This window comes from Streptomyces sp. NPDC047085 (assembly GCF_040643735.1).
Taxonomy (GTDB): Bacteria; Actinomycetota; Actinomycetes; order Streptomycetales; family Streptomycetaceae; genus Streptomyces.
Genome location: NZ_JBEYUW010000003.1, coordinates 140,930 through 166,301, shown reverse-complemented (window position 1 = coordinate 166,301; position 25,372 = coordinate 140,930). Strand labels below are relative to the sequence as shown.

18 protein-coding genes are annotated in these 25,372 nt (G+C 72.4%); 6 read left to right on the top strand and 12 right to left on the bottom strand.

The window, feature by feature from the left end:
• Positions 1 to 76 precede the first annotated feature (76 nt).
• The 6 genes from ABZ865_RS11880 to ABZ865_RS11855 form a co-directional block, all read right to left on the bottom strand.
• On the bottom strand, positions 77 to 1,759 hold the full coding sequence (locus tag ABZ865_RS11880) for a serine/threonine-protein kinase (protein ID WP_361227708.1): 1,683 nt from the start codon (positions 1,757 to 1,759) through the stop codon (positions 77 to 79).
• A 78-nt stretch (positions 1,760 to 1,837) separates the two neighbouring features.
• A complete protein-coding gene (locus tag ABZ865_RS11875) occupies positions 1,838 to 3,727 on the bottom strand; it encodes a serine/threonine-protein kinase (protein WP_361227705.1) in 1,890 nt (629 codons plus the stop codon).
• A gap of 160 nt (positions 3,728 to 3,887) precedes the next feature.
• Entirely contained in the window at positions 3,888 to 5,654 is a 1,767-nt protein-coding gene (locus ABZ865_RS11870) for a protein kinase (protein WP_361227702.1), read from the bottom strand.
• Positions 5,655 to 5,836: 182 nt separating this feature from the next.
• The gene (locus tag ABZ865_RS11865; protein ID WP_361227699.1) at positions 5,837 to 8,446 is read right to left on the bottom strand and encodes a protein kinase; all 2,610 of its coding nucleotides are present in this window, start codon (positions 8,444 to 8,446) and stop codon (positions 5,837 to 5,839) included.
• Positions 8,447 to 8,611: 165 nt separating this feature from the next.
• Positions 8,612 to 10,570, bottom strand: coding sequence for a serine/threonine-protein kinase (locus ABZ865_RS11860; RefSeq protein ID WP_361227696.1), 1,959 nt, complete (start codon positions 10,568 to 10,570; stop codon positions 8,612 to 8,614).
• A gap of 181 nt (positions 10,571 to 10,751) precedes the next feature.
• Positions 10,752 to 12,458, bottom strand: a complete 1,707-nt coding sequence (locus tag ABZ865_RS11855; protein WP_361227693.1) for a glycerol-3-phosphate dehydrogenase/oxidase — start codon at positions 12,456 to 12,458, stop codon at positions 10,752 to 10,754.
• A 309-nt stretch (positions 12,459 to 12,767) separates the two neighbouring features.
• On the opposite strand from ABZ865_RS11855, the gene ABZ865_RS11850 reads away from it, so the two are divergent.
• Both ABZ865_RS11850 and ABZ865_RS11845 read left to right on the top strand, forming a co-directional pair.
• Positions 12,768 to 13,976 (top strand): nucleotide sugar dehydrogenase, encoded by a 1,209-nt coding sequence (locus ABZ865_RS11850; RefSeq protein WP_361227690.1) that lies wholly within the window; start codon positions 12,768 to 12,770, stop codon positions 13,974 to 13,976.
• A gap of 157 nt (positions 13,977 to 14,133) precedes the next feature.
• Positions 14,134 to 14,706: a hypothetical protein gene (locus tag ABZ865_RS11845; protein ID WP_361227687.1), complete on the top strand. Its 573-nt coding sequence runs from the start codon at positions 14,134 to 14,136 to the stop codon at positions 14,704 to 14,706.
• A gap of 88 nt (positions 14,707 to 14,794) precedes the next feature.
• Here the strand turns inward: ABZ865_RS11845 and ABZ865_RS11840 are convergent, their stop codons facing one another.
• From ABZ865_RS11840 to ABZ865_RS11825, 4 genes are all read right to left on the bottom strand, one after another.
• Entirely contained in the window at positions 14,795 to 15,919 is a 1,125-nt protein-coding gene (locus ABZ865_RS11840) for a GuaB3 family IMP dehydrogenase-related protein (RefSeq protein ID WP_361227684.1), read from the bottom strand.
• A gap of 104 nt (positions 15,920 to 16,023) precedes the next feature.
• The gene (gene guaB, locus ABZ865_RS11835) at positions 16,024 to 17,526 is read right to left on the bottom strand and encodes an IMP dehydrogenase (protein WP_361227681.1); all 1,503 of its coding nucleotides are present in this window, start codon (positions 17,524 to 17,526) and stop codon (positions 16,024 to 16,026) included.
• Positions 17,527 to 17,690: 164 nt separating this feature from the next.
• Positions 17,691 to 18,278 carry a sigma-70 family RNA polymerase sigma factor gene (locus ABZ865_RS11830; RefSeq protein ID WP_100827787.1) on the bottom strand — a complete coding sequence of 196 codons (588 nt, stop codon included), beginning with the start codon at positions 18,276 to 18,278 and terminating at the stop codon, positions 17,691 to 17,693.
• A gap of 536 nt (positions 18,279 to 18,814) precedes the next feature.
• Positions 18,815 to 19,426: a response regulator transcription factor gene (locus tag ABZ865_RS11825; protein ID WP_003948568.1), complete on the bottom strand. Its 612-nt coding sequence runs from the start codon at positions 19,424 to 19,426 to the stop codon at positions 18,815 to 18,817.
• A 381-nt stretch (positions 19,427 to 19,807) separates the two neighbouring features.
• Between ABZ865_RS11825 and ABZ865_RS11820 the strand changes: the two genes are divergently transcribed.
• Positions 19,808 to 20,137 (top strand): WhiB family transcriptional regulator, encoded by a 330-nt coding sequence (locus tag ABZ865_RS11820; RefSeq protein WP_361227676.1) that lies wholly within the window; start codon positions 19,808 to 19,810, stop codon positions 20,135 to 20,137.
• Between the two features lie 139 nt (positions 20,138 to 20,276).
• Here ABZ865_RS11820 and ABZ865_RS11815 read toward each other — a convergent pair whose 3' ends face one another.
• Positions 20,277 to 21,176, bottom strand: coding sequence for a LysR family transcriptional regulator (locus ABZ865_RS11815; protein ID WP_361227673.1), 900 nt, complete (start codon positions 21,174 to 21,176; stop codon positions 20,277 to 20,279).
• Positions 21,177 to 21,255: 79 nt separating this feature from the next.
• Here ABZ865_RS11815 and ABZ865_RS11810 point away from each other — a divergent pair, with 79 nt between their 5' ends.
• The 3 genes from ABZ865_RS11810 (at position 21,256) to ABZ865_RS11800 (ending at position 23,644) form a co-directional block, all read left to right on the top strand.
• On the top strand, positions 21,256 to 21,924 hold the full coding sequence (locus tag ABZ865_RS11810) for an MOSC domain-containing protein (RefSeq protein ID WP_361227670.1): 669 nt from the start codon (positions 21,256 to 21,258) through the stop codon (positions 21,922 to 21,924).
• Positions 21,925 to 22,020: 96 nt separating this feature from the next.
• Positions 22,021 to 22,794, top strand: coding sequence for an SDR family oxidoreductase (locus ABZ865_RS11805; protein ID WP_361227667.1), 774 nt, complete (start codon positions 22,021 to 22,023; stop codon positions 22,792 to 22,794).
• Between the two features lie 142 nt (positions 22,795 to 22,936).
• Entirely contained in the window at positions 22,937 to 23,644 is a 708-nt protein-coding gene (locus tag ABZ865_RS11800; RefSeq protein WP_361227664.1) for an ester cyclase, read from the top strand.
• Positions 23,645 to 23,718: 74 nt separating this feature from the next.
• On the opposite strand, the gene groL is transcribed toward ABZ865_RS11800, so the two are convergent.
• Positions 23,719 to 25,347 carry a chaperonin GroEL gene (gene groL, locus ABZ865_RS11795; RefSeq protein ID WP_361227662.1) on the bottom strand — a complete coding sequence of 543 codons (1,629 nt, stop codon included), beginning with the start codon at positions 25,345 to 25,347 and terminating at the stop codon, positions 23,719 to 23,721.
• Positions 25,348 to 25,372: the final 25 nt, after the last annotated feature.

The window sequence follows — 25,372 nt, the reverse complement described above, 5'->3', positions numbered from 1 at the left end:
TCATCACAGCTACCTCACCTGCGGGAAACGGGCGCCATGGATCCGACCGGCGGCGGCCGTGCCGAATGTGCCGATCTCAGAGCTTCTTGATGTCCAGGTTGGCGATCACCGTCTTCGCGACCTCCTGGCCCCGGGCCGTGAAGTCGCCCTTGCCCGGGTAGTTGACGGTGAGTTCGTACAGGTCGCCGGCGTCGGTGCGGTAGTAGAAGATCGCGAGTTCGCGGGGACGCGGGTTCTGCGAGTCGTCGGTCGTGTAGCGGACCGTGTTCCTGGCGGCCTTTCTGCCGTGGTACGTGGCGCCGTCGTCCGGTTCCGTCTTCGCGCCCTTGGGCATGTCGAGGGTGTACTCGCCCTCGCTCTTGAACTTCTCGTCGTCGGCGTGCATCTGGGCCGCCGCGTTGCTCTGGATCTGGTGCGAGGAGTCCTGCGACTTCTTGGCGAGATGCAGGACGACCGTGATGCTGCCGCTGTAGTCCGTGTACGACACCCAGTTCTTGTCGGTGTCGTCCTTGTCCGGCCGGCCGGGCTGGTAGCTCGTGGGGACGGCGAGGGTGGCACCCAGCTGAGGGACCGGGCGCTTGGTCCAGCCGTCGGGGAGCGGGCCCGCGAACGGGTCGGCGAGGACCAGGTAGCCGGCCACCGCGGCCACGGCCACGGCCGCACCGGCGCCCAGCCAGACCCCCCGGCCCGGGCGCCAGGGGCGGTTGGCGGGCGCGGTGGCCCCTGGGTCGGCGGGCGAGCCGACGGGCACGAACTGGGTGGGCGCGGGTGCCGGGGGGTTCGCGGCCGCTTCCAGCAGGGCGCGGACCTGGTGTGCCGTCGGGCGGCGGGTGGGGTCCTTCTGGAGCAGGCCGTTGATGACCTCGGCCAGCGGGCCCGGCGCCGCGGCGGGCGGGGCTGGGGTGGCGTTGAGGACGGACTGGAGGGTGGCCGGGGTGTTGCTGCGGCGGAACGGGGAGACGCCCTCGGTGGCCGCGTAGAGCACCACGCCCAGGGACCACAGGTCGCTCGCCGGGCCGGGGCGCTGCCCCAGCACCCGCTCCGGCGCGATGTACTCGGGCGAGCCGACGAAGCCGCCGGTGTCGGTCAGGTTCGTCTCGCCCTCGATGTGGGCGATGCCGAAGTCGGTGAGGACGACCCGGTCGTGCCGGCCCAGCAGCACGTTGTCCGGCTTCACGTCCCGGTGCAGGATGCCCGCCGCGTGCGCGGTCTCCAGCGCGCCGAGCACCTCCAGACCGATCCGGGCCGCCTCCCGGGCGCCCAGCGTGCCCTCCTGGAGGGCGGCGCCCAGCGAACGGCCGTGCACCAGCTCCATCACGATCCACGGTCGGCCGTCGACCACCGCGACGTCGTACACGTCGACCACCGCGGGGTGGTCGAGCCGGGCCGCGGCGCGGGCCTCGCGGCGCATCCGCTCGAAGGCGGTGGCGCGTTCCCGCTCGGGCAGGTGGTCCGGCACCCGGGGTTCCTTGACGGCGACCTCGCGGTCCACCACCTCGTCCTTGGCCCGCCACACGGTGCCCATTCCGCCGTGTCCGAGCTTGGTGAGCAGCCGGTAGCGCCCGCCGATCAGCCGTCCGGCGCCGGGTTCCTGGGCCGTCGGCGACGCGGCCGGGGCCGCCTGGGCGGGCACGGCATGCGCATTCGCCTTCGCGTTGGCATGCGCATGGGCGTTCGCGTTGGCGTGCGCGTTCGGCGGCTGCAGAACAAAACTCGTGGTGTCCTCGGCCGGGCGGCCCGCTCCCCCGTCACTGCTCATGGTCCATCCATATCGCGCCATGACCGGGTGCAGCCACTCCGCTCACGAACCGGTCACAGAGCCGTGACCGAGAAGGAATCAACGGGGGGTGACCGTAAAGGTGTCGACGGCCACGTCGAAGTGCTCGCGTGCCTCGCGCACCTTCCCGACCGGCGCCGACACCCACACGTCGTACATCCGGCCGCCCTCCTCCCAGCACAGGTCGTAGGTGTGGCGCGGCCCCTCGGCGGCGCTGAAGCCGTTCCAGGTGAACTCCCAGAGCGCGGCGGGGTGTCCGGCGTGGGTGGTCTCGGTGACCCGGCCGTCGTGGTAACCGGGGTTGGTGTCGGCCCCGTTGGCCGCCGAGCGGTTCATCACCGCGACGGGGCCGCCCGGTTCGGGCGCGGCGACCTTGATGCCGAGGCGGAACGTCTCCCCCGGGGAGAGATAGAAGACCCGCTCGCCCTGCCGCTCGCGGGTGAAGTCCTCAGGTACGGCGAGGGAGTAGCCGGCCGGGTCCAGGGCCGTACGGTAGCCGGAGGGCGCCGTGTGGGTGTGGGAGGTCGCCGGTGCGCTGGAGGCGGTGGGGGCGCTGGGGCTCGGTGAGGTCTTGGTGGCCGACGGGGACCGTGATGCGCCGGCGCTCGTCCCGGTGCTTGTGCCGGTGCTCGTGCCGCCCGTCTGGCTGGACGCCGTACCGCCGGGGGTGCCGCCGCCGTCGCCGCCCTGGTTCAGCAGCAGGGCCGCCGCCGACACGCCCGCCCCAGCCACGGCCGCGACGAGCAGCGCGGCGACCAGCACACCGCGCGTGGACTGCCGGGCGGGCGGGGGCTGTTCGCCCGGCGGGAGCGGCTGTGTGGCCGGTGTCGCACTGGTCGGCCCCGCCGACCCAGCCGTTCCCGTCGACCCAGCCGTTCCCGTCGGCCCAGCCGTTCCCGTCGGCCCAGCCGAACCCGCCGTTCCCGCCGCTCCCGTCGGTCCTGTCGGCGGGACCACCGCACCGCGCGGCACGTCGTGCGCGGTCGGCGAGTAGGAGGCGTCGGACGTACGGCCCCCGGGGCCGCCGGTCCTCGCGGCGCGTCCGCCGCCGAGCCGGTGCGTGCGTCCCGTGCCCGAGGAGCCCGGAGTGCCCGGGGTGCCCGGCGCGGGCGGGGTCCGGCCCGTCTCCAGGTACGTCCGCAGCATCCGCTCGGCGTCCGCCGCGCCCAGCCGCCGGTCGGGGTCGCGCTCCAACAGGCCCCGTACGACCGGCAGCAGCGGTTCGGCCTGCGCGGGTGGCCGGAACTCGGCGGCGACGACGGCGTGCAGGATGCCGCCGAGCGAGTCGCGCCGGAACGGCGACTCGCCGCTGAGCACCGTGCACAGCAGCGCGCCCAGCGACCACAGGTCGGACTCCGGGCCGGTGCGCACGCCGGACATCCGCTCGGGGGCGGTGTATTCGGGCGAGCCGACGAAGGAGCCGGTCTCGGTGAGCGTGGTGGCGCCCGCGACCTGCGCGATCCCGAAGTCGGTGAGCACCACCCGGTCCGTGCCGGACTCGACCAGGACGTTCGCGGGCTTGATGTCCCGGTGCAGCACCCCGGCCTCGTGCGCGGTGCGCAGCGCGCTCAGCAGGTCGATGCCGATCCGGGCGGCCTCGGCGGCGTCGACCGGGCCACGTGTGGCGATGCGGTCGGCGAGCGAGCCGCCGTCGATCAACTCCATGACGATGTACGGCCGTTCGTCCTGCTCGACGACGTCGTGCACGACGATGATGTGCGGGTGCCGCAGCTGGGCGACCGCCCGCGCCTCGCGCAGGGTGCGCTCGCGGCGACGGCGTACGTCGTCGTCCGGGAGCGAGTCGTCCGGGGCGAGTTCCTTCACCGCCACCCGGCGGCCCAGCACCTGGTCGCTCGCCCGCCATACGACGCCCATGCCGCCGCGTCCGATGCGCGCCTCCAGGCGGTAACGGCCCGCGATCACACGGAAGTCGTCCCCCTCGGTCCCCATGGGCCCCATCATGCCGCACCGGCCGCGCCCGCTCCGGGGTGGCACTCGGCCAAGAGGGGGCGCTGATCGGCCAAGGACGAGGCGAACGGGCGCGCGCTACGCGCGTACCCCGGCGCTCGGTCCGCCCTCAGCCCACGCTCAGTCCGTACTCGGCCCACGCTCAGCCCGCGTTCGGCTGCCAGCTCTGCAGCACCCACGTGAACTGCTTGCTCGTCTTCGCCCAGTCCTCGGCGGGCGACGACATGTAGATCGCGTACTCGACGCCCTCGCGCGAGACGTACGTCTCCTCGATGGCACGCCTCGGGCCGGGCACGTAGGGCGGGACCGTAGCCTGCGCGACCCAGGTGTACTCCCACAGCGAGCCCTTGCGGTCGCGGTAGGTGTTCTCGCGCAGGGTCACGCGCTTGTAGGCGATCAGCCGCTGGAGCTGCTGCTCCAGGTCCAGTTGGTGCTGGTAGGCGCTGGCGAAGTCGGGGCTGGTGTCGACGGCGATGCGGACGAAGTGCTTGCCTCCGTCGGGCGTGTAGTCGATCTGCTTGATCTCGCCCTGGACGTCGTACACCTTGCGCTTCCAGCCCTTGGGCAGGGAGAGGCTGAAGCCCAGCGGGTCGTCGTGGCGCTCCCAGCTGTCGGGGACGGTGCCCTCCGAGCCCGAGCTCGGGCTCGGGCCCGGGGTGTGCGCGCCGGAGGACGCCGGCGCGGGACTGGCCCCGCCGCCCGTGTCCGGGTCCTGCCGCATCGACTGCCACTGCTGGAAGCCCACTGCTGCGCCCCCGCCGAGCACGGCCGCGACGGCGACGACCAGCACGAGCGTGCGCAGCCGGCGCCGGCGCCGCGGGCGGGGCCGTGCGCCCTCCGGGCCCGTACCGCCCGCCTGCCCCGCCGCGGCCGGCTCCACCGCCGTCTGCCCGGTGCCGGAACGACCGGTGCCGGAACGCCCGGCGGCGCCGGGTCCGTGACCGGCGGCCGCCGCCGTACCGGTGCCGTAGGCCGCGGTGCCCGTACCGGGGCCGTACATGGTGCCCGTGCCATTGCCCGCGCCCGTGCCGTACGCGCCGTGGGTGTCCACGCCCGAGCCCTGGGTCGGCAGGAACGCCTGGGCCGCGCTGGGCCGTCTGCCCTCCGCCGCCTCGGCGAGCATCTGCTCGGCCTCCTCGGCGCTGGGCCGCTGGGCCGGCTCCTTGCGCAGCAGGGCGGCGATGACCGGGGCGAGCGCTCCGGCGTGGCGGGGTTCCTCCGCATCCTCCTCGACGACCGCCTGCATGGTGCTCAGCGGGGAGGTGCGGCGGAACGGCGAGCGGCCCTCGACCGCCGTGTACAGCGTGGCGCCCAGCGCCCACAGGTCGGAGGAGGGGCCGGGGTCGTGGCCGCGCACCCGTTCGGGCGCGAGGTAGTCGACCGAGCCGACGACCTCGCCGGTGCGGGTGATGGTGGTGTCGCCCTCGATCTGGGCGATGCCGAAGTCGGTGAGCAGCACCCGGCCGTCCCGGCCGAGCAGCACGTTGCCGGGCTTGACGTCCCGGTGGAGCACGCCCGCGGAGTGCGCGGCGCGCAGGGCCCGCAGCACCCACTGGCCGATGCGCGCGGCCTCGTGCGGCTCGATGCGGCCGCGCTCCTTGACCGCGTCGGCCAGCGAGTTGCCCTCGACCAGCTCCATCACGATCCAGGGGCGGCCGTCGTGTTCGAGTACGTCGTGCACGGTGACGACGGCGGAGTGGTTGATCCGCGCGGCGGCGCGTGCCTCGGCCCGGGTGCGGGCGAGCAGGACGGCCTGTTCGCTCTCGGAGACGTAGAGCGCGGCGGTCAACTCCTTGACGGCGACCTTCCGGTGCAGCACCTCGTCGTGGGCGCGCCACACCCGGCCCATGCCGCCGCTGCCGATGGAGTCGGCAAGCCGGTAGCGGCCCGCTATGAGCAGGCCCTGCATCTGATTCACGTTGCCCCGCAATGCTCTTGTCAGGGTCAGACTAAGGACCGGCCTGTCCTCTGGGAACAAGCGGGGTGCCAAGGTGACAGTCCTGTGACGGTTGCCGTCGCAAGGCGGGAACGGCGACCGGAACCCGTTGTGTTCGGCCGGTATACAGGGCGCTCAACCGGTATACGGGGCGCTCAACCTGTGTAGCGGTACGTCGCCGTGGCCTGCTCGTACAGCCGGGTCACCTCGTCGCGCTCCGCCTCCGGGCCGCGGACCTGCACGATGTGGTAGCGGCCGTTCAGCAGGATCGCCAGGTTGCGGACGTACAGGTCGCGTCCCTGGGCGTCGGTCCAGGTGAACTGCCCTTCCGCCATGGTCCGTCCGCCCACCTCGATGATTCTCAGACCGGTGGCGGTGGCCCAGCTGGAGGCCCGGTACGGCTGCAGTTCGCGCTCCTTGTCCCGCTGGTAGACCATCGGGTCGGTGCCGTACGCCGAGGTGCCGTCCCGTCCGGGTACGACGAGCAGCTCGAAGTTCCCGTGGGCGTAGACCACCTGGCCGCTGCCGTTCTTGGGCGTGCGGGTCCAGCCGTTGGCGACCGCGATCTTGAAGCCGTCCGGGTCGGTGCGCAGGGTGAACCCGTCGGCGACGGAGGAGTCGCCGCCGGTCTGGGTCTCGGTGGCGGGCGCGGACGCGGATGCCGAGGGGTCCCCGCCGCCGGACTGCCCGGAGGACTGTCCGGCGGAGGGCCCGCCGGACGGCTGCCGGGTGTGGGAGGGCGCGGGGCTCGCCTGCCCTGCGCTGCCGGTACGGTCGGCGCCCGCCGCGCCGCTCTCCCCCTGCTTCGGCATGAACAGCATCGCGTACGCCACCGCCCCGGCCAGCAGGAGCAGGATCAGCAGGAGCAGGGTCCGGCCGAGGCTGCGGGGCGAACGCTCCTCCTCCCGGGCCCGCTTGTGCCGCCCGTGCGGATGGGGGGCGGGCATTCCGGCGCGCCGCCGCCGCACCAGCTCGCCGCGCCGCCGCACGATCGGCAGCCGCCTCGGGTCGGCGGGCGGGACCGGGACGACATGGCTGCCCGCGTCGGGTTCGGGCGCGGACCGCACCAGCGAGCGCAGCCAGCCGCTCAGCTCCTCGACCTCCGGCCGGTCGATGGGGTCCTGACGCAGCAACGACTCCACGACCGGGCGCAGCGGCCCGCACTCCTCGGCGAACGCCGGCGGCTCCGCGCACACCAGTTGCACCAGCTCGGCCGTGGACTCCTCGGGGTAGGGCGCGTGCCCCTGCACGGCCCGGAACAGCAGCGCCCCGAGCGCCCACAGGTCGGTGGCCGGACCGACCGGCGCCGCCAGCTGCCAGTTCTCGTGCACGGGCCCGGCCTGCTCCGGCGCCCACCGCTCGGTCACCGGCCCCACCACGGTCATCCGCACCTGCCGGGCCCGCTCAGCCGCGATCGCGGCACCCGGGCCGCGCCGTACGGCACTTCCGGCGGAGGGGTCGTCCCAGCGGGAGGCGCCGGTGCTCTGGGCGGGGAGGGCGAGGGGCGCGGCGGGAGCGGCTCCCTGAGGGATGGCCGCGTGGGGACCGGCTGCTCGGGACGTGACCGCTGGGGAGGTTTCGCCCGCGCGCCGCGCGGCACCGTCGGCCGGGGCCGGTGGGGCGCCGGGGCTGGTGCGGGGCGAGGCGCCGTGCCAGGGCCTGCCGTGCACACCGTAGGGGTCGGCGATCCTGCCGGGCGGCGTGCCGCCCTGCTCGGTGGCGTACGGCTGCCGCGCCGCGCCGTCGGTGTCGCCCGGGGCCGGCGTTCGGGCTCCGGGGAGGGCGGCGCGGCCGTTCTGCTGGGCCTCCTGCACGCGGGCCGCGGCGCGGGCTCCCGCGCGGTACGCGGCGATGGCCCCGGCACGGGCGGCACGGATGTCGTCGCCGTTCCCGCTCTCCAGGGCGCGTGGCCCCGCCGGTCCGGCACCCCCGGCCCCGCCGGAACCCCCGCTCCCACCCGGCATCGGCAGCCCACCGGCCGCCCGCGCCTGGATCGCGGCCCGCCGCGCGGCCTCGGGATCGGCATCGGGACCGGCATGGGCGGAGGGCACGGCCGCCCCGCCACCGGCGGCCGGGAAAGCACCCGTGCGACTGGGCGCCTCCAAGGCTCCCCGTCCCTCTGCCTGCCCCTCTGCCTGACCTTCCTCCGCCGGCACCGGGTCGTACCCGCACAGGGCCTCCTCCGCCGCGCCGACGGCGAGGCCGGTCAGCGTGACGCGGCCGTCGTCGCAGACGAGGACCGTGCGGGCGGTGATGTTGCGGTGCACCCAGCCGTGGGCGTGCAGCACGCGCAGGGCCATAAGAACGTCGGAGGCGACCTCGGCCGCCCGGTACGGCGTCAGCGGCTGCTCGGCGAGGAGCGCGGAGAGCGGACGCGCGGAGACCAACTCGCTGACGATCCACAGCGAACCGCCCTCGGCGAACACGTCGAAGACCTGGTCCAGGCGCGGATGGTCGGGAATGCGGGCGGCCGCCTGCGCGGCCTCGACCGCGCGCCGCACCGCGGGGTCCGTGGGGCGACGGGTGGCGGTCCGGGCCGCCGGGGTCCGGCGGGTCCCGCGCTCACGCGCGGTGAACCCCTCGGGCAGCCCCTCCGCGTCGAGCACCTCGGCCTCGACGACCTCGGGCAACGGCACCTGACGGACCAGCACCTCCTGCCCGCTGTAGGTGTCAAAGGCCCGCGTCTCCGTCAGTTCGTACTCGTCGGAGGGCGGCAGCGGCAGGCGGTAGCGATCGGCGAGCACTCGGCCCGCATACTCGTCCACGTTGCCTCCCCCTGCCGTCCGGTCGCTCACATTCGTTCGTCTTGCGGCCCGTTCCGCGTCCGTACCCGGCTGCGTACGGTCCTCAACCATTCACGATACGTGCCGGAGGCAACCCGTATTGAGGGGATGCGCGATTCCCTCGCTCCCGAACCGGACTCGTTCAGGTCAGGACTTGGGTTCGAAGGACCGCGTCAGCGTCCTCCAGGTGTCCCTGCGCAGCTCGCTGCCCCACTGGCCGGCCTTCGCCGTGTACATCAGGCCGTACCCGAGGTGGCTGTCGACGACGAAACCCCGGTCTATGGAGCGGTACTTGGTGCCGCCCTCCGTGTAGGTGAACTCCCAGTCGGCCGCGTTCCAGCTGCGGTAGCCCACCTGCTCGATGCGGATCCGGTGGTACTGGGAGCGCACCATGTAGCGCTCCTGGTTCTTCCAGTCCGCCACCGGGTCGCTCTTGGGCGTGCTGGTCCAGCCGACGAGCAGCTTCTGTCCGTTGGGGCCGGTGTAGCGGTCTCCGGACGCGCCGGTGGACTGGTACTTCCAGCCCTTGGGCAGCCCGATCGAGTACCCCTGGGGGCTCGTGCGGGTCGACACCGCCGGCGCGCTTCCGCCGTCCTTGGAGCCGGACGACCCGGAGTCGTCGCCGGACGCGGTCGCGTTCGCGCTCACCGTGCCGTCCGGCCCGGAACCGGTCGTGGCGCTCGCCGACGCGGCGCCGTCCGTCTGCGCGCCGCTGCCCGCGCTCGCCTTGCTGCCCGCGCTCTTGTCCTGCTTGACGGAGGCGCCGGGGCTCGCCGCGGCCTTGGTGCCGCCGCTCTTGTCGCCCTTGTCACCGCCGCCGAGGGTGAGGGCCAGGACGGTGCCGAGCACCGCGAGGACGACGACCACCGCGATGATCAGCAGGGTGCGCCGGGGCACCACGTCGGTGAGCGGTGCTCTCGGCACCGGCCGCGGCGGCAGGTCCAGGTCCGGCGGCGGCACCACGGGCCAGCCCGAACTCGGCTTGTTCGCGCTGGAGTTCGGTGCGGTTGCGGGGCCCGGTACCACCGAACCCTGTGCCGCAGTGCCGGACGCGCCCGCCCTGCCTGCTGTGCCGGACGCGACCGCCTTTCCTGCCGCGCCTGCCGCCCCGGCCGCCTTGCGGACGGAGCGCAGCGCCCCGCGCAGCTTCTCCGCGGCCTCCTCGCCCCGCCTGCCCTCGGGCCCGCCCGGCTGGGCCGGCAGCGGCACCACCCGTGTAGCCTCCAGGGCCCCTGGCTCGGGCGCGTGGAGCACGGCGTCGAGCATGGCCCGGGCACCGGAGTCGTCGATCCGCTCGGCGGGGTCCTTGGTCAGCAGGCCGTAGATGACGTCCCGCAGCGGGCCCGCGTTCTTGGGCTCCTCCAGAGGCTCCGTCATGACCGCGGTGAGGGTGGCGATCGCCGAGCCCTTGTCGTACGGCGGGACGCCCTCGACCGCCGCGTACAGCAGGCCGCCCAGCGACCACAGGTCGGCCGCGGGGCCCGGCTTGTGCCCGCGGGCCCGTTCCGGGGAGATGTAGGAGGGGGCGCCGACGAGCATGCCGGTGGAGGTGATGGACGGGTCGCCCTCGACCTGCGCGATGCCGAAGTCGGTGAGCACGACCCGGCCGTCCTCGGCGATCAGCACGTTGGACGGCTTCACGTCCCGGTGCAGGATGCCCTCGCGGTGCGCGGACCGCAGCACGTCGAGGACGGCGAGGCCGACCTCGGCGGCCCGCCGGGGCGTCAGCACGCCATCCTCACGGATGACCTCGGCCAGGGACTTGCCCTCAACCAACTCCATGACGATCCAGGGCCGGTCGTCCTCGTCGACCACGTCGAAGACCGTCACCGCGCTGTTGTTGCGGATCCGGGCGATCGCCTTGGCCTCGCGCAGGGTGCGCGTGATCAGGCGCCGCTTCTCCTCCTCGTCGATGTTCGACGGGAACCGCAGCTCCTTGACCGCGACCGTCCGGCCCAGGGTCTCGTCCTCGGCGCGCCACACCGTGCCCATGCCGCCGCGGCCCAGCACGTCCCCCAGCCGGTACCGCCCGGCGAGAAGACGACCCTCGTGGTTGTCCCGACGAGTTCCCTGACGAGAAGTCCCCGCCCGCTCCGCCTCCGACATGCGTCCCCTCGTGCAACCGGCCCTGACAGAGCCTCCATTGTCTCTCACCCGACAAGTGCCCGACGCCCAGGGTGCCCCTGGCGCCGCCCCGAACCGTGCGCACCGGGACACTCACGGAACGGGGTGGGCGGCCGTGGGTGCCGCCTCGTCACATTCCCACCATTCCCAATGAAAACGGGGACTACAGCGGCACGATGTCCGGTGCGCCGAGCCGGGCCGCGTCCGCCGTCTGGTCGTCCGGCTGGAGCTGGGACTCCCGTTCGGCCTCCACCCGCTTCTCGTAGTGCTCGACCTCGCGCTCGATCTGGTCCTTGTCCCAGCCGAGGACGGGTGCCATCAGCTCGGCGGCCTCGCGGGCGCTGCGGGTGCCCCGGTCGAAGGTCTCGATGGAGATGCGGGTGCGGCGGGTGAGCACGTCGTCCAGGTGGCGGGCGCCCTCGTGCGAGGCGGCGTAGACGATCTCGGCGCGCAGATAGTCGTCGGCGTGCTTGAGCGGCTCGCCCAGGGAGGGGTCTGCGGCGATGAGGTCCAGCACCTGCTCGGCCATCGAGCCGTAGCGGTTCAGCAGGTGTTCGACGCGGACCACGTGCAGTCCGTTGCCTGCGGCGATGCGCGCTCGCGCGTTCCACATGGCCGGGTAGCCCTCCGCGCCGAGCAGCGGGATCTCCTCCGTCACGGAGTCGGCGACGCGCATGTCGAGGCCGTGCACCGCCTCGTCGACGGCGTCCTTCGCCATCACCCGGTAGGTGGTGTACTTGCCGCCCGCGACGACCACGAGCCCCGGCACCGGGTGCGCGACGGTGTGCTCGCGGGACAGCTTGCTGGTGGCGTCGGACTCGCCGGCCAGCAGGGGCCGCAGTCCCGCGTACACGCCCTGGACGTCGTCGCGGCTCAGGGGCACCGCGAGCACCGAGTTGACGTGGTCCAGCAGGTAGTCGATGTCGGCGCTGGAGGCGGCCGGGTGGGCCTTGTCGAGGTCCCAGCCGGTGTCGGTGGTGCCGACGATCCAGTGCCGGCCCCAGGGGATGACGAAGAGGACGGACTTCTCGGTGCGCAGGATCAGGCCGGTGCTGGAGTGGATGCGGTCCTTGGGGACGACCAGGTGGATGCCCTTGGAGGCGCGGACGTGGAACTGGCCGCGCTCGCCGACCATGGCCTGGGTGTCGTCGGTCCACACGCCGGTGGCGTTGACGACCTGCCGGGCCCGGATCTCGTACTCCCCGCCGCCCTCGACGTCCTGCACCCGGACGCCGACGACCCGCTCGCCCTCGCGCAGGAACGCGGTCACGCGCGCGCGGTTGGCCGCCTTCGCGCCGTACGACACGGCCGTGCGCACCAGGGTCGTCACGAAGCGGGCGTCGTCCATCTGGGCGTCGTAGTACTGGAGGGCGCCGACCAGGGCGTCCTTCCTCAGGCAGGGGGCGACGCGCAGCGCGTGACGGCGGGTCAGGTGGCGGTGCAGGGGCAGGCCCCGGCCGTGTCCGCGGGCCATGGACATGGCGTCGTAGAGCGCGACGCCCGAGCCGGCGTAGAGCCGCTCCCAGCCCTTGTGCTGGAGCGGGTAGAGGAACGGCACCGGTTTGACGAGGTGCGGGGCGAGCCGCTCCAGGAGCAGGCCGCGCTCCTTGAGGGCCTCGCGGACGAGCGCGAAGTCGAGCATCTCCAGATAGCGCAGGCCGCCGTGGATGAGCTTGCTGGACCTGCTGGAGGTGCCGGACGCCCAGTCGCGGGCCTCCACGATGCCGGTGGACAGGCCCCGGGTGACCGCGTCGAGCGCGGTGCCGGCGCCCACCACCCCGCCGCCGACCACCAGCACGTCCAGCTCGTGCTCCGCCATCGCCGCCAGTGCCTCGGCGCGCTGCGTCGGATCCAGAGTCGCTGTCCTCACCGCTGCCTCCCGCTGTCGCACAACCCGCTCGCGTCGGCCGCACCCGGTGGGCGAAGCCCGGTTCCCGCCGTTTCCCTGACTCGGTTCGCCTCCGGGGCGCTCATGCCCAAATTCTGACCGGGTTGCCCGACTTCAGCCACAGCGCACTTCCAACCTGTGGACAACACACCCGCAACGCACGGAAGACACACGAACACAATCACACATAACGGTCATATTTGTACCTAGTCTGACAGTGCGCTCGCTCGTCCAGTCCACAGGGCTTGCGCACCTGTCCCGCTCCGGCTACTGGGAAGGACGGCCCACGCCATGCCCGCAGACCTCGCCGTCATCGGACTCGGTCCCTACGGCCTGCCGCTCGCCCAGGCCGCCGTCGCCGCCGGCATCCCGACCATCGGGTACGCCACCGGCCCCGAGGCCGGCTCGCTCAGCCCCGCCGAGCTGCGCCGGATGCACTCCACCGGGTTCCGGCCGGGCACCGACCCCGCCCAGCTCGGCCGGGTGCGCACCGCCGTGATCTGCGCGCCCACCCCGCGCGGCGCCGACGGCGGGCTCGACCTCACCCAGGTCGAGGCGGCGGCCCGCGCCCTGGCCGAGCGACTGCGCCCGCACACCACGGTCATCCTGGAGTCGCCCGTACTGCCCGGGACCACCGAGGAGTTCCTGCGCCCGCTGCTGGAGAAGGGCTCCGGGCTGTACGCCGGACGCGACTTCCACCTCGCCTACTCGCCCAGCCGGGTCGACCCCGGCAACCGCGACCACACCCCCGCCAACACACCCAAGGTCATCGGCGGCCTGACCCCCGCCTGCACCGAGTCGGCCGCCGCCTTCTACGGGCGGATCACCGACAAGGTGGTCCGCGCGCGGGGGCTGCGCGAGGCCGAGACCGTGCAGCTGCTGGAGACCAACTTCCGGCACGTCAACATCGCGCTGGTCAACGAGATGGCCGTGCTCTGCCACGACCTGGGCGTCGACCTGTGGGACGTCATCCGCTGCGCGGAGACCAAGCCGTTCGGGTTCCAGGCGTTCCGGCCGGGGCCCGGCGTCGGCGGGCACGGTGTCCCGCAGGACCTGACCGGCCACGCGAGCCGGGGCCTGCGCATGGTGGAACTCGCCCAGCAGGTCAACCACCGCATGCCCGGGTACGTCGTCCAGCGCGCGGCCGCCGTCCTCAACGAGCACGGCAAGTCCGCCCGGGGCGCGCGCGTCCTGCTGCTGGGCATCACCTACAAGGCCGACCTCGCCGACCAGCAGGGCACGCCCGCGCAGGAGATCGCCCTGCGGCTGATGGAGCTGGGCGCCTCGGTCAGCTACCACGACCCGCTCGTGGCCTCCTGGAGCCTCCTGGACCGCCCGGTCCCGCGCGCGGACTCCCTCTACGAGGCGGCCGCCGACGCCGACCTGACGATCCTGCTCCAGCCGCACCGCACGTACGACCTCCAGGGCCTCTCGGTGAAGGCCCAGCTGCTGCTGGACACCCGCGGAGTGACCCCCACGGGGGCCGCGCACCGGCTCTGAGCGCCACCCCGAGCAGTCACGAACAGTCACGAACGGAAAACAGCCGGGAGCGTTGTCGTTCCCGGCTGTTAGTCTCCCCCGGACTCGTCGCACAGACGTGCGCCCAGGTCTTCCGTCTCGTCATCCAGTTGTGCCTCAGCACGGGGGAATTTCTGTCATGAGCCAGTCAGCTCCGCCGCCCCAGCCGCCGCAGCCCGGCCCGGTCGGCGGCAACCCGTACGCCCAGCAGCAGCCCGCCGGAGCGGCCGGTGCCCCGGGCGCGCCGTACCCGCCCCAGCCGGGCGCGTTCACCGCGCCCGCCGCGCCGCCGGTTCCGCCCGCGCCGGTCCGGAACAACCCCGCCCTCGGCCTGCTGATGGCCCTCGTCGCCGCCCTGGCCGTCGCCGGCCTCTACGGCGCCATCATCGGCCTGACCAAGCACGAGATCGGCTGGGCGGCCGTCGGTGTCGGCTTCCTGATCGGCCTCGCGGCGGGCAAGGCCGGCGGCCGCGGCCCCGCCGTCGCCGTCGCGAGCGTGCTGCTCGCGCTCGGCTCGGTCTACCTCGGCCAGCTGGTCGGCGAGGCCATGATGATGGCCAAGTACTTCCACGTCGGCTTCAACGAGGTGTTCTTCGACCATCTCGACCTGGTGCAGAAGGCGTGGAAGCAGGACGCGGGGCCGCTCACCTTCGTCTTCTTCGGCATCGCCGGGTACGCCGCGTTCTCCGCCGCCAAGAAGGCCGGCGCGTAACGCACGCCCGCACGGGAAAGGGCCCGGTCACCGCAACGGTGGCCGGGCCCCTTCGTGTCGTACGGGTGTTCGCCCGCGTCGTGTCGCGTCAGCGGCGGTGCTGGCTGTCCGCCACCGTCACCTCGACGCGCTGGAACTCCTTCAGCTCGCTGTAGCCGGTGGTGGCCATGGCGCGGCGCAGGGCGCCGAAGAAGTTCATCGAGCCGTCGGGCGTGTGGGACGGGCCGGTGAGGATCTCCTCGATGGTGCCGACCGTGCCGAGGTCGACCTTCTTGCCGCGGGGCAGCTCCTCGTTGACCGCCTCCATGCCCCAGTGGTTGCCCCGACCGGGCGCGTCGGTGCCACGGGCCAGCGGGGAGCCCATCATCACCGCGTCGGCGCCGCAGGCGATCGCCTTCGGGAGGTCGCCGGACCAGCCGACACCGCCGTCCGCGATCACGTGCACGTACCGGCCGCCGGACTCGTCCATGTAGTCACGGCGGGCCGCGGCCACGTCGGCCACCGCCGTCGCCATCGGGACCTGGATGCCGAGCACGTTGCGCGTGGTGTGCGCGGCGCCGCCGCCGAAGCCGACCAGGACGCCGGCCGCGCCGGTGCGCATCAGGTGCAGGGCGGCGGTGTAGGTGGCGCAGCCGCCCACGATCACCGGGACGTCCAGCTCGTAGATGAACTGCTTCAGGTTCAGCGGCTCGTGCGAGGACGAGACGTGCTCCGCCGAGACCGTCGTACCGCGGATCACGAAGATGTCCACGCCCGCGTCCACGACGGCCTTGGAGAACTGGGCGGTGCGCTGCGGGGAGAGCGCGGCCGCCGTGACCACGCCGGAGTCGCGCACCTCCTTGATGCGGGCGCCGATCAGCTCCTCCTTGATGGGAGCCGCGTAGATCTCCTGCAGGCGGCGGGTGGCCTGCTCGGCGGGCAGCTCGGCGATCTCGTCGAGCAGCGGCTGCGGGTCCTCGTACCGGGTCCACAGACCTTCGAGGTTCAGGACGCCGAGGCCGCCCAGCTCGCCGATGCGGATCGCGGTGGCCGGGGAGACGACCGAGTCCATGGGGGCGGCCAGGAAGGGCAGCTCGAAGCGGTAGGCGTCGATCTGCCACGCGATCGAGACCTCCTTCGGGTCCCGCGTACGGCGGCTGGGGACGACGGCGATGTCGTCGAAGGCGTACGCCCGGCGGCCGCGCTTGCCGCGCCCGATCTCGATCTCAGTCACGTCTTGGCCTTTCCCTGATGCGTTTCAGCGTCTCCAGTATCGCCGACGGACACGGCGAGGGCGGCCCCGGATGTTCCCGGGACCGCCCTGGAGTAGGCCGGTGACTACTTACGGCTGTAGTTCGGCGCCTCGACCGTCATCTGGATGTCGTGCGGGTGGCTCTCCTTGAGACCCGCCGAGGTGATCCGCACGAAGCGGCCCTTGGACTCCATCTCCTCGATGGTGGCGGCGCCCACGTAGCCCATGGTCTGGCGCAGGCCGCCGACGAGCTGGTGCAGCACGTTGGACAGCGGGCCGCGGTAGGGCACCTGGCCCTCGACGCCCTCGGGTACGAGCTTCTCGTCGGAGGTCACTTCCGCCTGGAAGTAGCGGTCCTTCGAGTACGACTTGCCCTGGCCGCGGGACTGCATGGCGCCCAGCGAGCCCATGCCGCGGTACGACTTGAACTGCTTGCCGTTGATGAAGAGCAGCTCGCCCGGAGACTCCTCGCAACCGGCGAGGAGGCTGCCCAGCATGACCGTGTCCGCACCGGCGGCGAGCGCCTTGCCGATGTCGCCGGAGTACTGCAGACCGCCGTCGCCGATCAGCGGGATGCCCGCCGGACGGGCGGCGAGGGAGGCCTCGTAGATGGCGGTGACCTGCGGGACGCCGATGCCGGCGACCACACGGGTGGTGCAGATCGAGCCCGGGCCGACGCCCACCTTGATGCCGTCGACACCGGCGTCGATGAGCGCCTGGGCGCCGTCGCGGGTGGCGACATTGCCGCCGATCACGTCGACGTTCACGCTCGACTTGATCTTCGACATCCAGCTGAGGGCGTTGCTGTTGTGGCCGTGCGAGGTGTCGACGACCAGGAAGTCCACACCGGCCTCGGCGAGCGCCTGGGCGCGCTCCAGGGCCTCGGGGCTGGCACCGACGGCGGCACCGACGAGCAGGCGGCCCTCGGCGTCCTTGGCGGCGTTGGGGTACTTCTCGGCCTTGACGAAGTCCTTGACCGTGATCAGGCCCTTGAGGACGCCCGCGTCGTCGACCAGCGGCAGCTTCTCGATCTTGTGCTTGCGCAGCAGCTCCATGGCCTCGGGCCCGGAGATGCCGACCTTGCCGGTGACCAGCGGCATCGGGGTCATGACCTCGCGCACCTGGCGCGTGCGGTCGCTCTCGAAGGCCATGTCGCGGTTGGTGACGATGCCCAGCAGCTTGCCGGCCGGGTCCGTGACCGGGACACCGCTGATGCGGAACTTGGCGCACAGGGCGTCCGCCTCGGCGAGCGTGGCCTCCGGGTGCACCGTGATCGGGTCGGTGACCATGCCGGACTCGGACCGCTTCACCAGGTCGACCTGGTTGACCTGGTCCTCGACGGAGAGGTTGCGGTGCAGCACGCCGACGCCGCCCAGGCGGGCCATCGCGATCGCCATGCGGGACTCGGTCACCTTGTCCATCGCCGCCGACAGCAGCGGGATGTTGACCCGGACATTGCGGGAGATGCGGGACGAGGTGTCGACCGCGTTGGGGAGCACCTCGGATGCGCCCGGCAGCAGCAGCACGTCGTCGTAGGTCAGCCCGAGTGTCGCGAATTTTCCGGGCACTCCGTCGACGTTTGCAGTCATGACACCTTCCCCAAATGGCCTTGATCGGTGCGGATGTCCATGCTAACGGGAAGCGTCGCTAGCAAATTCCACGGTACGGGGTGACTTCAGGCTTCGTATGTTCGTACGGAAGCGGAAGCGTTCCTGTTCAACAAAGGGAGCTGCAGGGGCCCCGCTCAAGGGTGTTACTGCTCCGCGAGGGCGCGCAGGCGGCTCAGCGCCCGGTGCTGGGCGACCCGGACCGCTCCGGGTGACATTCCCAACATCTGCCCCGTCTCCTCCGCGGTCAAGCCCACGGCGATGCGCAGCAGCAGCAGTTCGCGCTGGTTCTCGGGGAGGTTGGCCAGCAGCTTCTTGGCCCACTCCGCGTCGCTGCTGAGCAGGGCGCGCTCCTCGGGGCCGAGGGAGTCGTCGGGCCGTTCCGGCATCTCGTCCGAGGGGACGGCCGTGGAGCCCGGGTGGCGCATCGCGGCGCGCTGGAGGTCGGCGACCTTGTGCGAGGCGATGGCGAAGACGAAGGCCTCGAAGGGGCGGCCGGTGTCGCGGTAGCGGGGCAGCGCGAGGAGCACCGCCACGCAGACCTCCTGGGCGAGGTCCTCGACGAAGTGGCGCGCGTCGCCGGGAAGCCGGGACAGCCGGGTGCGGCAGTAGCGCAGCGCCAGGGGGTGCACATGGGCGAGCAGATCGTGCGTGGCCTGCTCGTCCCCGTCGACGGCACGATGAACGAGCGCACCGAACGCCCCGTGGGCCGTGCCCGCCTCGTCGTCGCGCATCGGTCCATCGTGCCTTGCGGCAGTCCGGTCCGTCGCATCGTGTTCGTGGTTGTGCACCGAAGCGTTATGAGCAGGTGCGCCGGCACTCATCCCCTGCGCCCTCCCCTTCCGCTCGACCGACTCGTCCCCGAGAGACTCCACACCTCAAGGATGCGGCATCCGCGGCGAAACGAGCAGCGGGCGTCCGGCGGACCGGTCTGCGCGGCTCGCGCCGGCGCCCATGCCCCGCCCGGGAACGCCGCGTCCCAGGAGGGGGTCCGCAGGGAGCCGAGTGGTGCGTTCGTCCCCGCGGGTGGTGGCAGGGCGGCAGGTCGGACGGGTGATCCGGGTGGCCGAGGACCCCGGGCGGGACGGAAGCGCGGATCACTTCCGCCTCCCGCGTCCCGTCTCCGGGAGGCGCCGGACCGTCTCCGCCGCCGACTCCGCCCGCACCAGGCCGCGGCGCAGCAAGCCGCAGCGCCCCGGGTCGCTGGGCCCCGTCCGCGCGCGGGCGGGGATCCCGGGGTGCGCACCGGGGCCCCGCCGCGGTGCACGTCCTACCGGACCAGTCCCCAGCGGAAGCCGAGTGCCACCGCGTGGGCGCGGTCGGAGGCGCCGAGCTTCTTGAACAGGCGCCGCGCGTGCGTCTTGACGGTGTCCTCGGAGAGGAACAGCTCGCGGCCGATCTCGGCGTTGGAGCGGCCGTGACTCATGCCCTCCAGCACCTGGATCTCGCGCGCGGTGAGCGTGGGCGCGGCGCCCATCTCGGCCGAGCGCAGCCGGCGCGGGGCGAGCCGCCAGGTCGGGTCGGCGAGGGCCTGGGTCACGGTGGCCCGCAGCTCGGCGCGCGAGGCGTCCTTGTGCAGGTAGCCGCGGGCGCCGGCGGCCACCGCGAGGGCCACGCCGTCGAGGTCCTCGGCGACCGTGAGCATGATGATGCGCGCGCCCGGGTCGGCGGACAGCAGCCGGCGCACGGTCTCGACGCCGCCCAGGCCGGGCATGCGTACGTCCATCAGGATGAGGTCGGAGCGGTCGGCGCCCCAGCGGCGGAGGACTTCCTCGCCGTTGGCCGCCGTCGTCACGCGCTCGACACCGGGCACGGTCGCGACCGCGCGGCGGAGCGCCTCTCGGGCAAGCGGGGAGTCGTCGCAGACGAGGACGGATGTCATGACCGCCCTCCGCAGCTGATGCGCGTCACCTTGAGCCTCCAGGCTGGTACGGAATCGTCACCTGTGCGGTCGACCGTCTCGGACGCCTGCCCGAGCACTTGTGTTTTCAACCGCCTCCGCACTCTCAACGACGGTCACTCGAAAGAGTTACGGGGCCGCGTGCCGTCTTCGGCACTCTACGTGAGGGTCCCGACACGGTGCAGACATGCCCGACGGACCCTCAACTTTTCATCACAACCTATGCCCCATTTAGCCGTTCTTGCTCCCATTTCCTAGTGTCTAGAGCTAGATTCGCAATGAGTCATATTTTCATCTCCTTCCACCGGAGATGTACGGTCGATGGCACGGTATCCGCCCAGAACGGCTACAAGGGGTCACGTAATGGCAGATTTCTCCCGCCTTCCCGGACCGAACGCGGACCTGTGGGACTGGCAGCTCCTGGCTGCCTGCCGCGGGGTGGACAGCTCGCTCTTCTTTCACCCTGAGGGCGAGCGCGGGGCGGCTCGGAGCGCTCGCGAGAACTCGGCCAAGGAGGTCTGCATGAGGTGCCCGGTCCGCGCCCAGTGCGCGGCGCACGCTCTGGCGGTGCGCGAGCCGTACGGAGTGTGGGGCGGGTTGACCGAGGACGAGCGCGAAGAGTTGATGGGGCGGGCACGCAACCGCCTGGTGTCGGCGTCGACCACCAGCGGGAGTGCTGCCCCGAACGCCTGAAGGAACGTTTTTGCAATCTTTCCACCGGGCACGCACGCGCGTGCCCATGAGGCGTGCCGTCGAACCCTTCAAGGAGTGCCGTCTCTGAGGCGTGCCGTAGACCCCTCGCCTCCTCCGCACGGCCCCCGGTGCGCGGCCCCTACGCGCGCACGGCCGCCCGGGCCAGTTGTTCCAGCGTCGCCGCCACGGCCGGCACCTGTGCGAGGTCGGGCAGGGTGAGGGCGACGATCTCCCGCCGTACCGCCGGTTCGAGGCGGACCACCCGCGCGCCTCTGGGCCGTACCGACTCCACCGCCAGCTGCGGCAGCACGGCCACACCGAGTCCGGCGCCGACCAGGCCGACCACCGCCGGATAGTCGTCGGTGGCGAAGTCGATGCGCGGGGTGAACCCGGCGCTCTCGCACACCTCGACCAGCTGGCCGCGACAGCGCGGGCAGCCCGCGATCCAGGGTTCCCGGGCCAGCTCGCCGATGCCGACGGACTCCCCGCGCGCGAGGCGGTGCCGTTCGGGCACCAGGGCGACCAGACGGTCCGTCAGCAGAGGCCGTACGACGAGGTCGTCCCAGTCCTCGGCGACCGCCGCCCCCTCGTAGCGGAAGGCCAGCGCCAGGTCGCAGTCGCCATCGCGCAGGAGTTCGACGGACTTCGGGGGCTCGGCCTCCTCCAGGGAGACCCGGGTGCCGGGGTGGGCGGCGCGCAGGGCGGCCAGGGCGGTGGGGACCAGGGTGGAGCTGCCGCTGGGGAAGGAGACCAGACGGACCCGGCCGGCCCGCAGGCCCGCGATCGCGGCGACCTCCTCCTCGGCCGCGGTGAGCCCGGCGAGGATCCCGGAGGCGTGCCGGACGAGGGCCTCGCCGGCCTGGGTCAGACGCATCTCCCGGCCGGTGCGGACCAGCAGTGGGGTGCCGACCGAGGTCTCCAGGGCCTTCATCTGCTGGCTCACGGCGGGCTGGGTGCAGCCCAGCTCGCGTCCCGCCGCGGAGAAGGAACCGGTGGTGGCGACGGCGCGCAGGACGCGGAGATGACGGGCCTCGATCACCCTTCGAGCATAAGGCTTCCTTGGGCTCCACGCGCAATATCGCGTCGACGCTTTGGGGCGGCTGTCGTACCGTGCGGTCATGAAGCTTCTCTCGGTCAATCTGGGCCGCCCTCGTCCGGTGCCGTACACGGACCAGGCCCAGGGTGTGACGGGCATCGACAAACAGCCGGCCGACGGGCCGGTGCGGGTGGCGGCTCCCGGTCCCAAGGGGGTCGGTGCGAGCGGGGTCGCCGGGGACTCGGTGTGCGACCTGCGCCATCACGGCGGCGACCATCAGGCGGTGTACGCCTTCGCGCGCGAGGATCTCGACGGCTGGGAGCGCGAGCTGGGCCGGTCGCTGCCCAACGGCCGCTTCGGCGAGAACCTCACGACGGAGGGTCTGGACGTGTCCGGGGCGCTGATCGGCGAGCGCTGGCGGATCGGTTCCGAGGTCGTACTGGAGGTGGCGTCGGGGCGCATCCCGTGCCGCACGTTCCAGGGCCATTTGGGCGAGCAGGGCTGGGTGCGCAGATTCACCCGGAAGGGCGCGCCGGGCGCCTACCTGAGGGTGATCGAACCGGGTGAGATCCAGGCGGGCGATCCGATCGAGATCGTGCGCCGGCCGGACCACGGGGTGACGGTCGAGATGCAGTTCCGCGCGGTCACCACCGAGCGGGAACTACTGCCGCGACTGCTCGCGGCGGCCGAGGCGCTGGACCCCGAGGCGCTGGCCGCGGCCCGAAAGTACGTGGCGGACCAGGTCCGCTGAGGGGACGTCACCAGCCCGTCACCTGCCCGTCGCGGGCCGCGGCCGGCCCGCCGCCGCGCGGCGGCCGCTGTCGGCGCGGGTCACTACCCTTGGGCCATGACAACGGCTCTGATTACGGGATCGACCGCGGGGATCGGTGCCGCGTTCGCGCGGCGGCTGGCGGCCGACGGGCATGACCTCGTCCTGGTGGCCCGGGACACCAAGCGGCTGCGCGAACAGGCGACCGAGCTGCACGACCGGCACGGCATCGAGGTGGAGGTGCTGACCGCCGACCTCGCCGAGGACAAGGGCATCGAGACGGTGGCCGACCGGCTCGGTGACCGGAGGAACCCGGTCGACCTGCTGGTCAACAACGCCGGTTTCGGCAACAAGGGCCGTTATCTCGACGTGCCCATGGCCGACGAGCTGAGGATGCTCAAGGTGCACTGCGAGGCGGTGCTGCGGCTGACCTCGGCGGCGTCCGAGGCGATGCGGGAGCGCGGGCGGGGCGGGGTGGTGAACGTGGCCTCGGTGGCGGCCTTCGTGCCCCGGGGCACGTACGGCGCCTCGAAGGCGTGGGTCGTGCAGTTCACCCAGGGCGCGGCGAAGGACCTCGCGGGCAGCGGGGTGCGGCTGATGGCGCTGTGCCCGGGCTTCGTGCGCACCGAGTTCCACCAGCGGGCCGGGATGGGCACGGACAACATCCCCGGCTGGATGTGGCTGGACGCCGACAAGCTGGTCGCCGCGGCCCTGGCCGACCTCGCGCGCGGCAGGACGCTGTCCATCCCGGACCCCCGGTACAAGGCGCTGATGGGACTGGTGAAGGTCACCCCGCGCGCGCTGCTGGGCGGGATCTCCTCCCGGACGGGACGCAGGTACGGGCCGCAGTAGGCGCACCTGCGGGCTGCGGTAGACGCACGTAGGGGCTGCGGTAGGCGCACGTACGGGCCGCGGTGGCGGACGGGTGACGCTCTCGTTCCGGTGCGAAAATGGACATGACGGAACCGGGCCAGGGGGGCCGGGAGGCGGCGTCATGACCTTCGTACAGCTCATCGAGTGCAAGACCAGCCGGTTGGACGAGATGAACCGGCTCATCGACGACTGGGTCGCGCAGACCAAGGGCCGGAGAACGGCGACGCACGCGTTGGTCGGCAGGGACCGCTCGGACGCGTCGCACATCGTGGAAGTGGTGGAGTTCCCGTCGTACGAGGAGGCGATGCGGAACTCGAACCTCCCGGAGACCGACAAGATCTTCCGGGAGATGGTCGCCCTGTGCGACGAGATGCCGACGTTCACGGACCTGGACGTCGTACGGGACGAGCGGCTGGCCGAGGCCACCGTGCGCAGGTTCTTCGAGACGCTGGCGACCGCCGGCGAGCTGCCCCCGCTCAACGACCTCCTGGACGAGGACATCCACAGCCACGACCCGGTGAACCCGCAGGACACCATCGGGATGGACAACGTCCGCAGCGAGTACGGGATGTGGCGCGCCGCCTTCGACTTCACGTTCACGGTCGACGACGTGCTCGCCCAGGGCGACCGGGCCTGCGCGCGGTGGACCTGGGACGCCACGCACAAGGGCGAGTTCCTGGGCATCGCGCCCACCGGCAAGCGGGTCAGCATGAGCGGACTGACCCTGTTCCGGTTCACGGACAGCGGCAAGATCGCCGAGACGTGGTGGCAGCACGACCAGCTCGGGCTGATGGGGCAGCTGGGTGCGCTGGACGCGCTGGAGCAGTAGACGTCGGAGTGGTGGACAGGGCGAAGGCCCGGCTCCCCTTGCGGGGTGCCGGGCCTTCGTCACGAACGGGAGGCTCAGTGGGCGTGGCCGTGACCGTGGCCGTGGCCCGCCTCGGCCGGCTCCTCTTCCTTCTTCTCGACGACCAGGGTCTCGGTCGTGAGCAGCAGGGAGGCGATGGAGGCGGCGTTCTCCAGGGCGGAGCGGGTGACCTTGACCGGGTCGATGACGCCCTGCTTGACCAGGTCGCCGTACTCGCCGGAGGCGGCGTTGTAGCCGTTGCCCTTCTCCAGCTCCGCCACCTTGGAGACGATGACGTAGCCCTCGAGGCCGGCGTTCTCGGCGATCCAGCGCAGCGGCTCGACGGCGGCGCGGCGGACGACCGCGACACCCGTGGCCTCGTCGCCGGACTTGCCGAGGTTGTCGTCCAGGACCTTGACGGCGTGGACCAGCGCGGAGCCACCACCGGAGACGATGCCCTCCTCGACCGCGGCGCGGGTCGCGGAGATGGCGTCCTCCAGACGGTGCTTCTTCTCCTTCAGCTCCACCTCGGTGGCGGCGCCGACCTTGATCACGCACACGCCGCCGGCCAGCTTCGCGAGTCGCTCCTGGAGCTTCTCGCGGTCCCAGTCGGAGTCCGTGTTCTCGATCTCGGCCTTGATCTGCGCGACGCGGCCGTGCACGTCCTCGGACTTGCCGGCACCGTCGACGATCGTGGTGTCGTCCTTGGTGACGGTCACGCGGCGGGCGGAGCCGAGCACGTCCAGGCCGACCTGGTCGAGCTTGAGGCCGACCTCCTCGGAGATGACCGTGCCGCCGGTGAGGATCGCCATGTCCTGCAGCATCGCCTTGCGGCGGTCGCCGAAGCCGGGGGCCTTCACCGCGACGGCGTTGAAGGTGCCGCGGATCTTGTTGACGACCAGGGTCGACAGGGCCTCGCCCTCGACGTCCTCGGCGATGATCAGCAGCGGCCGGGAGGCACCCGCCTGGATGACCTTCTCCAGCAGCGGCAGCAGGTCCTGGATGGACGAGATCTTGCCCTGGTTGATCAGGATGTACGGGTCGTCGAGGACGGCCTCCATACGCTCCTGGTCGGTCACGAAGTACGGCGACAGGTAGCCCTTGTCGAAGGCCATGCCCTCGGTGAAGTCCAGCTCCAGACCGAAGGTGTTGGACTCCTCGACGGTGATGACACCGTCCTTGCCGACCTTGTCCATCGCCTCGGCGATCAGCTCGCCGACCTGCTGGTCCTGGGCGGACAGCGCGGCGACGGCGGCGATGTCGGACTTCTCGTCGATCGGGCGGGCCGAGGCGAGAAGGTCGTCGGAGACGGCCTTGACGGCGGCGTCGATGCCCTTCTTCAGGGCGGCCGGGGAGGCGCCGGCGGCGACGTTCTTCAGGCCCTCGCGCACCAGCGCCTGCGCGAGCACGGTGGCGGTGGTGGTGCCGTCACCCGCGATGTCGTTGGTCTTGGTCGCCACCTCCTTCACCAGCTGGGCGCCGAGGTTCTCGTACGGGTCCTCGATCTCGACCTCACGGGCGATCGTGACACCGTCGTTGGTGATGGTGGGCGCGCCGAACTTCTTGTCGATGACGACGTTGCGGCCCTTGGGGCCGATCGTCACCTTCACCGTGTCGGCCAGCTTGTTGACGCCGCGCTCGAGGGCGCGACGGGCGTCCTCGTCGAACTTCAGGATCTTCGCCATGACAGCGGGAGCCCTCTCGAAATCT

Excerpts from the sequence above, each read along its gene's own strand:
- ABZ865_RS11880 (WP_361227708.1), bottom strand. The coding sequence starts at position 1,759 with ATGAGCAGTGACGGGGGAGCGGGCCGCCCGGCCGAGGACACCACGAGT.
- ABZ865_RS11875 (WP_361227705.1), bottom strand. The coding sequence starts at position 3,727 with ATGGGGACCGAGGGGGACGACTTCCGTGTGATCGCGGGCCGTTACCGC.
- ABZ865_RS11870 (WP_361227702.1), bottom strand. The coding sequence starts at position 5,654 with ATGCAGGGCCTGCTCATAGCGGGCCGCTACCGGCTTGCCGACTCCATC.
- ABZ865_RS11860 (WP_361227696.1), bottom strand. The coding sequence starts at position 10,570 with ATGTCGGAGGCGGAGCGGGCGGGGACTTCTCGTCAGGGAACTCGTCGG.
- ABZ865_RS11850 (WP_361227690.1), top strand. The coding sequence starts at position 12,768 with ATGCCCGCAGACCTCGCCGTCATCGGACTCGGTCCCTACGGCCTGCCG.
- ABZ865_RS11845 (WP_361227687.1), top strand. The coding sequence starts at position 14,134 with ATGAGCCAGTCAGCTCCGCCGCCCCAGCCGCCGCAGCCCGGCCCGGTC.
- guaB (WP_361227681.1), bottom strand. The coding sequence starts at position 17,526 with ATGACTGCAAACGTCGACGGAGTGCCCGGAAAATTCGCGACACTCGGG.
- ABZ865_RS11830 (WP_100827787.1), bottom strand. The coding sequence starts at position 18,278 with ATGCGCGACGACGAGGCGGGCACGGCCCACGGGGCGTTCGGTGCGCTC.
- ABZ865_RS11825 (WP_003948568.1), bottom strand. The coding sequence starts at position 19,426 with ATGACATCCGTCCTCGTCTGCGACGACTCCCCGCTTGCCCGAGAGGCG.
- ABZ865_RS11820 (WP_361227676.1), top strand. The coding sequence starts at position 19,808 with ATGGCAGATTTCTCCCGCCTTCCCGGACCGAACGCGGACCTGTGGGAC.
- ABZ865_RS11810 (WP_361227670.1), top strand. The coding sequence starts at position 21,256 with ATGAAGCTTCTCTCGGTCAATCTGGGCCGCCCTCGTCCGGTGCCGTAC.
- ABZ865_RS11805 (WP_361227667.1), top strand. The coding sequence starts at position 22,021 with ATGACAACGGCTCTGATTACGGGATCGACCGCGGGGATCGGTGCCGCG.
- ABZ865_RS11800 (WP_361227664.1), top strand. The coding sequence starts at position 22,937 with ATGACCTTCGTACAGCTCATCGAGTGCAAGACCAGCCGGTTGGACGAG.
- groL (WP_361227662.1), bottom strand. The coding sequence starts at position 25,347 with ATGGCGAAGATCCTGAAGTTCGACGAGGACGCCCGTCGCGCCCTCGAG.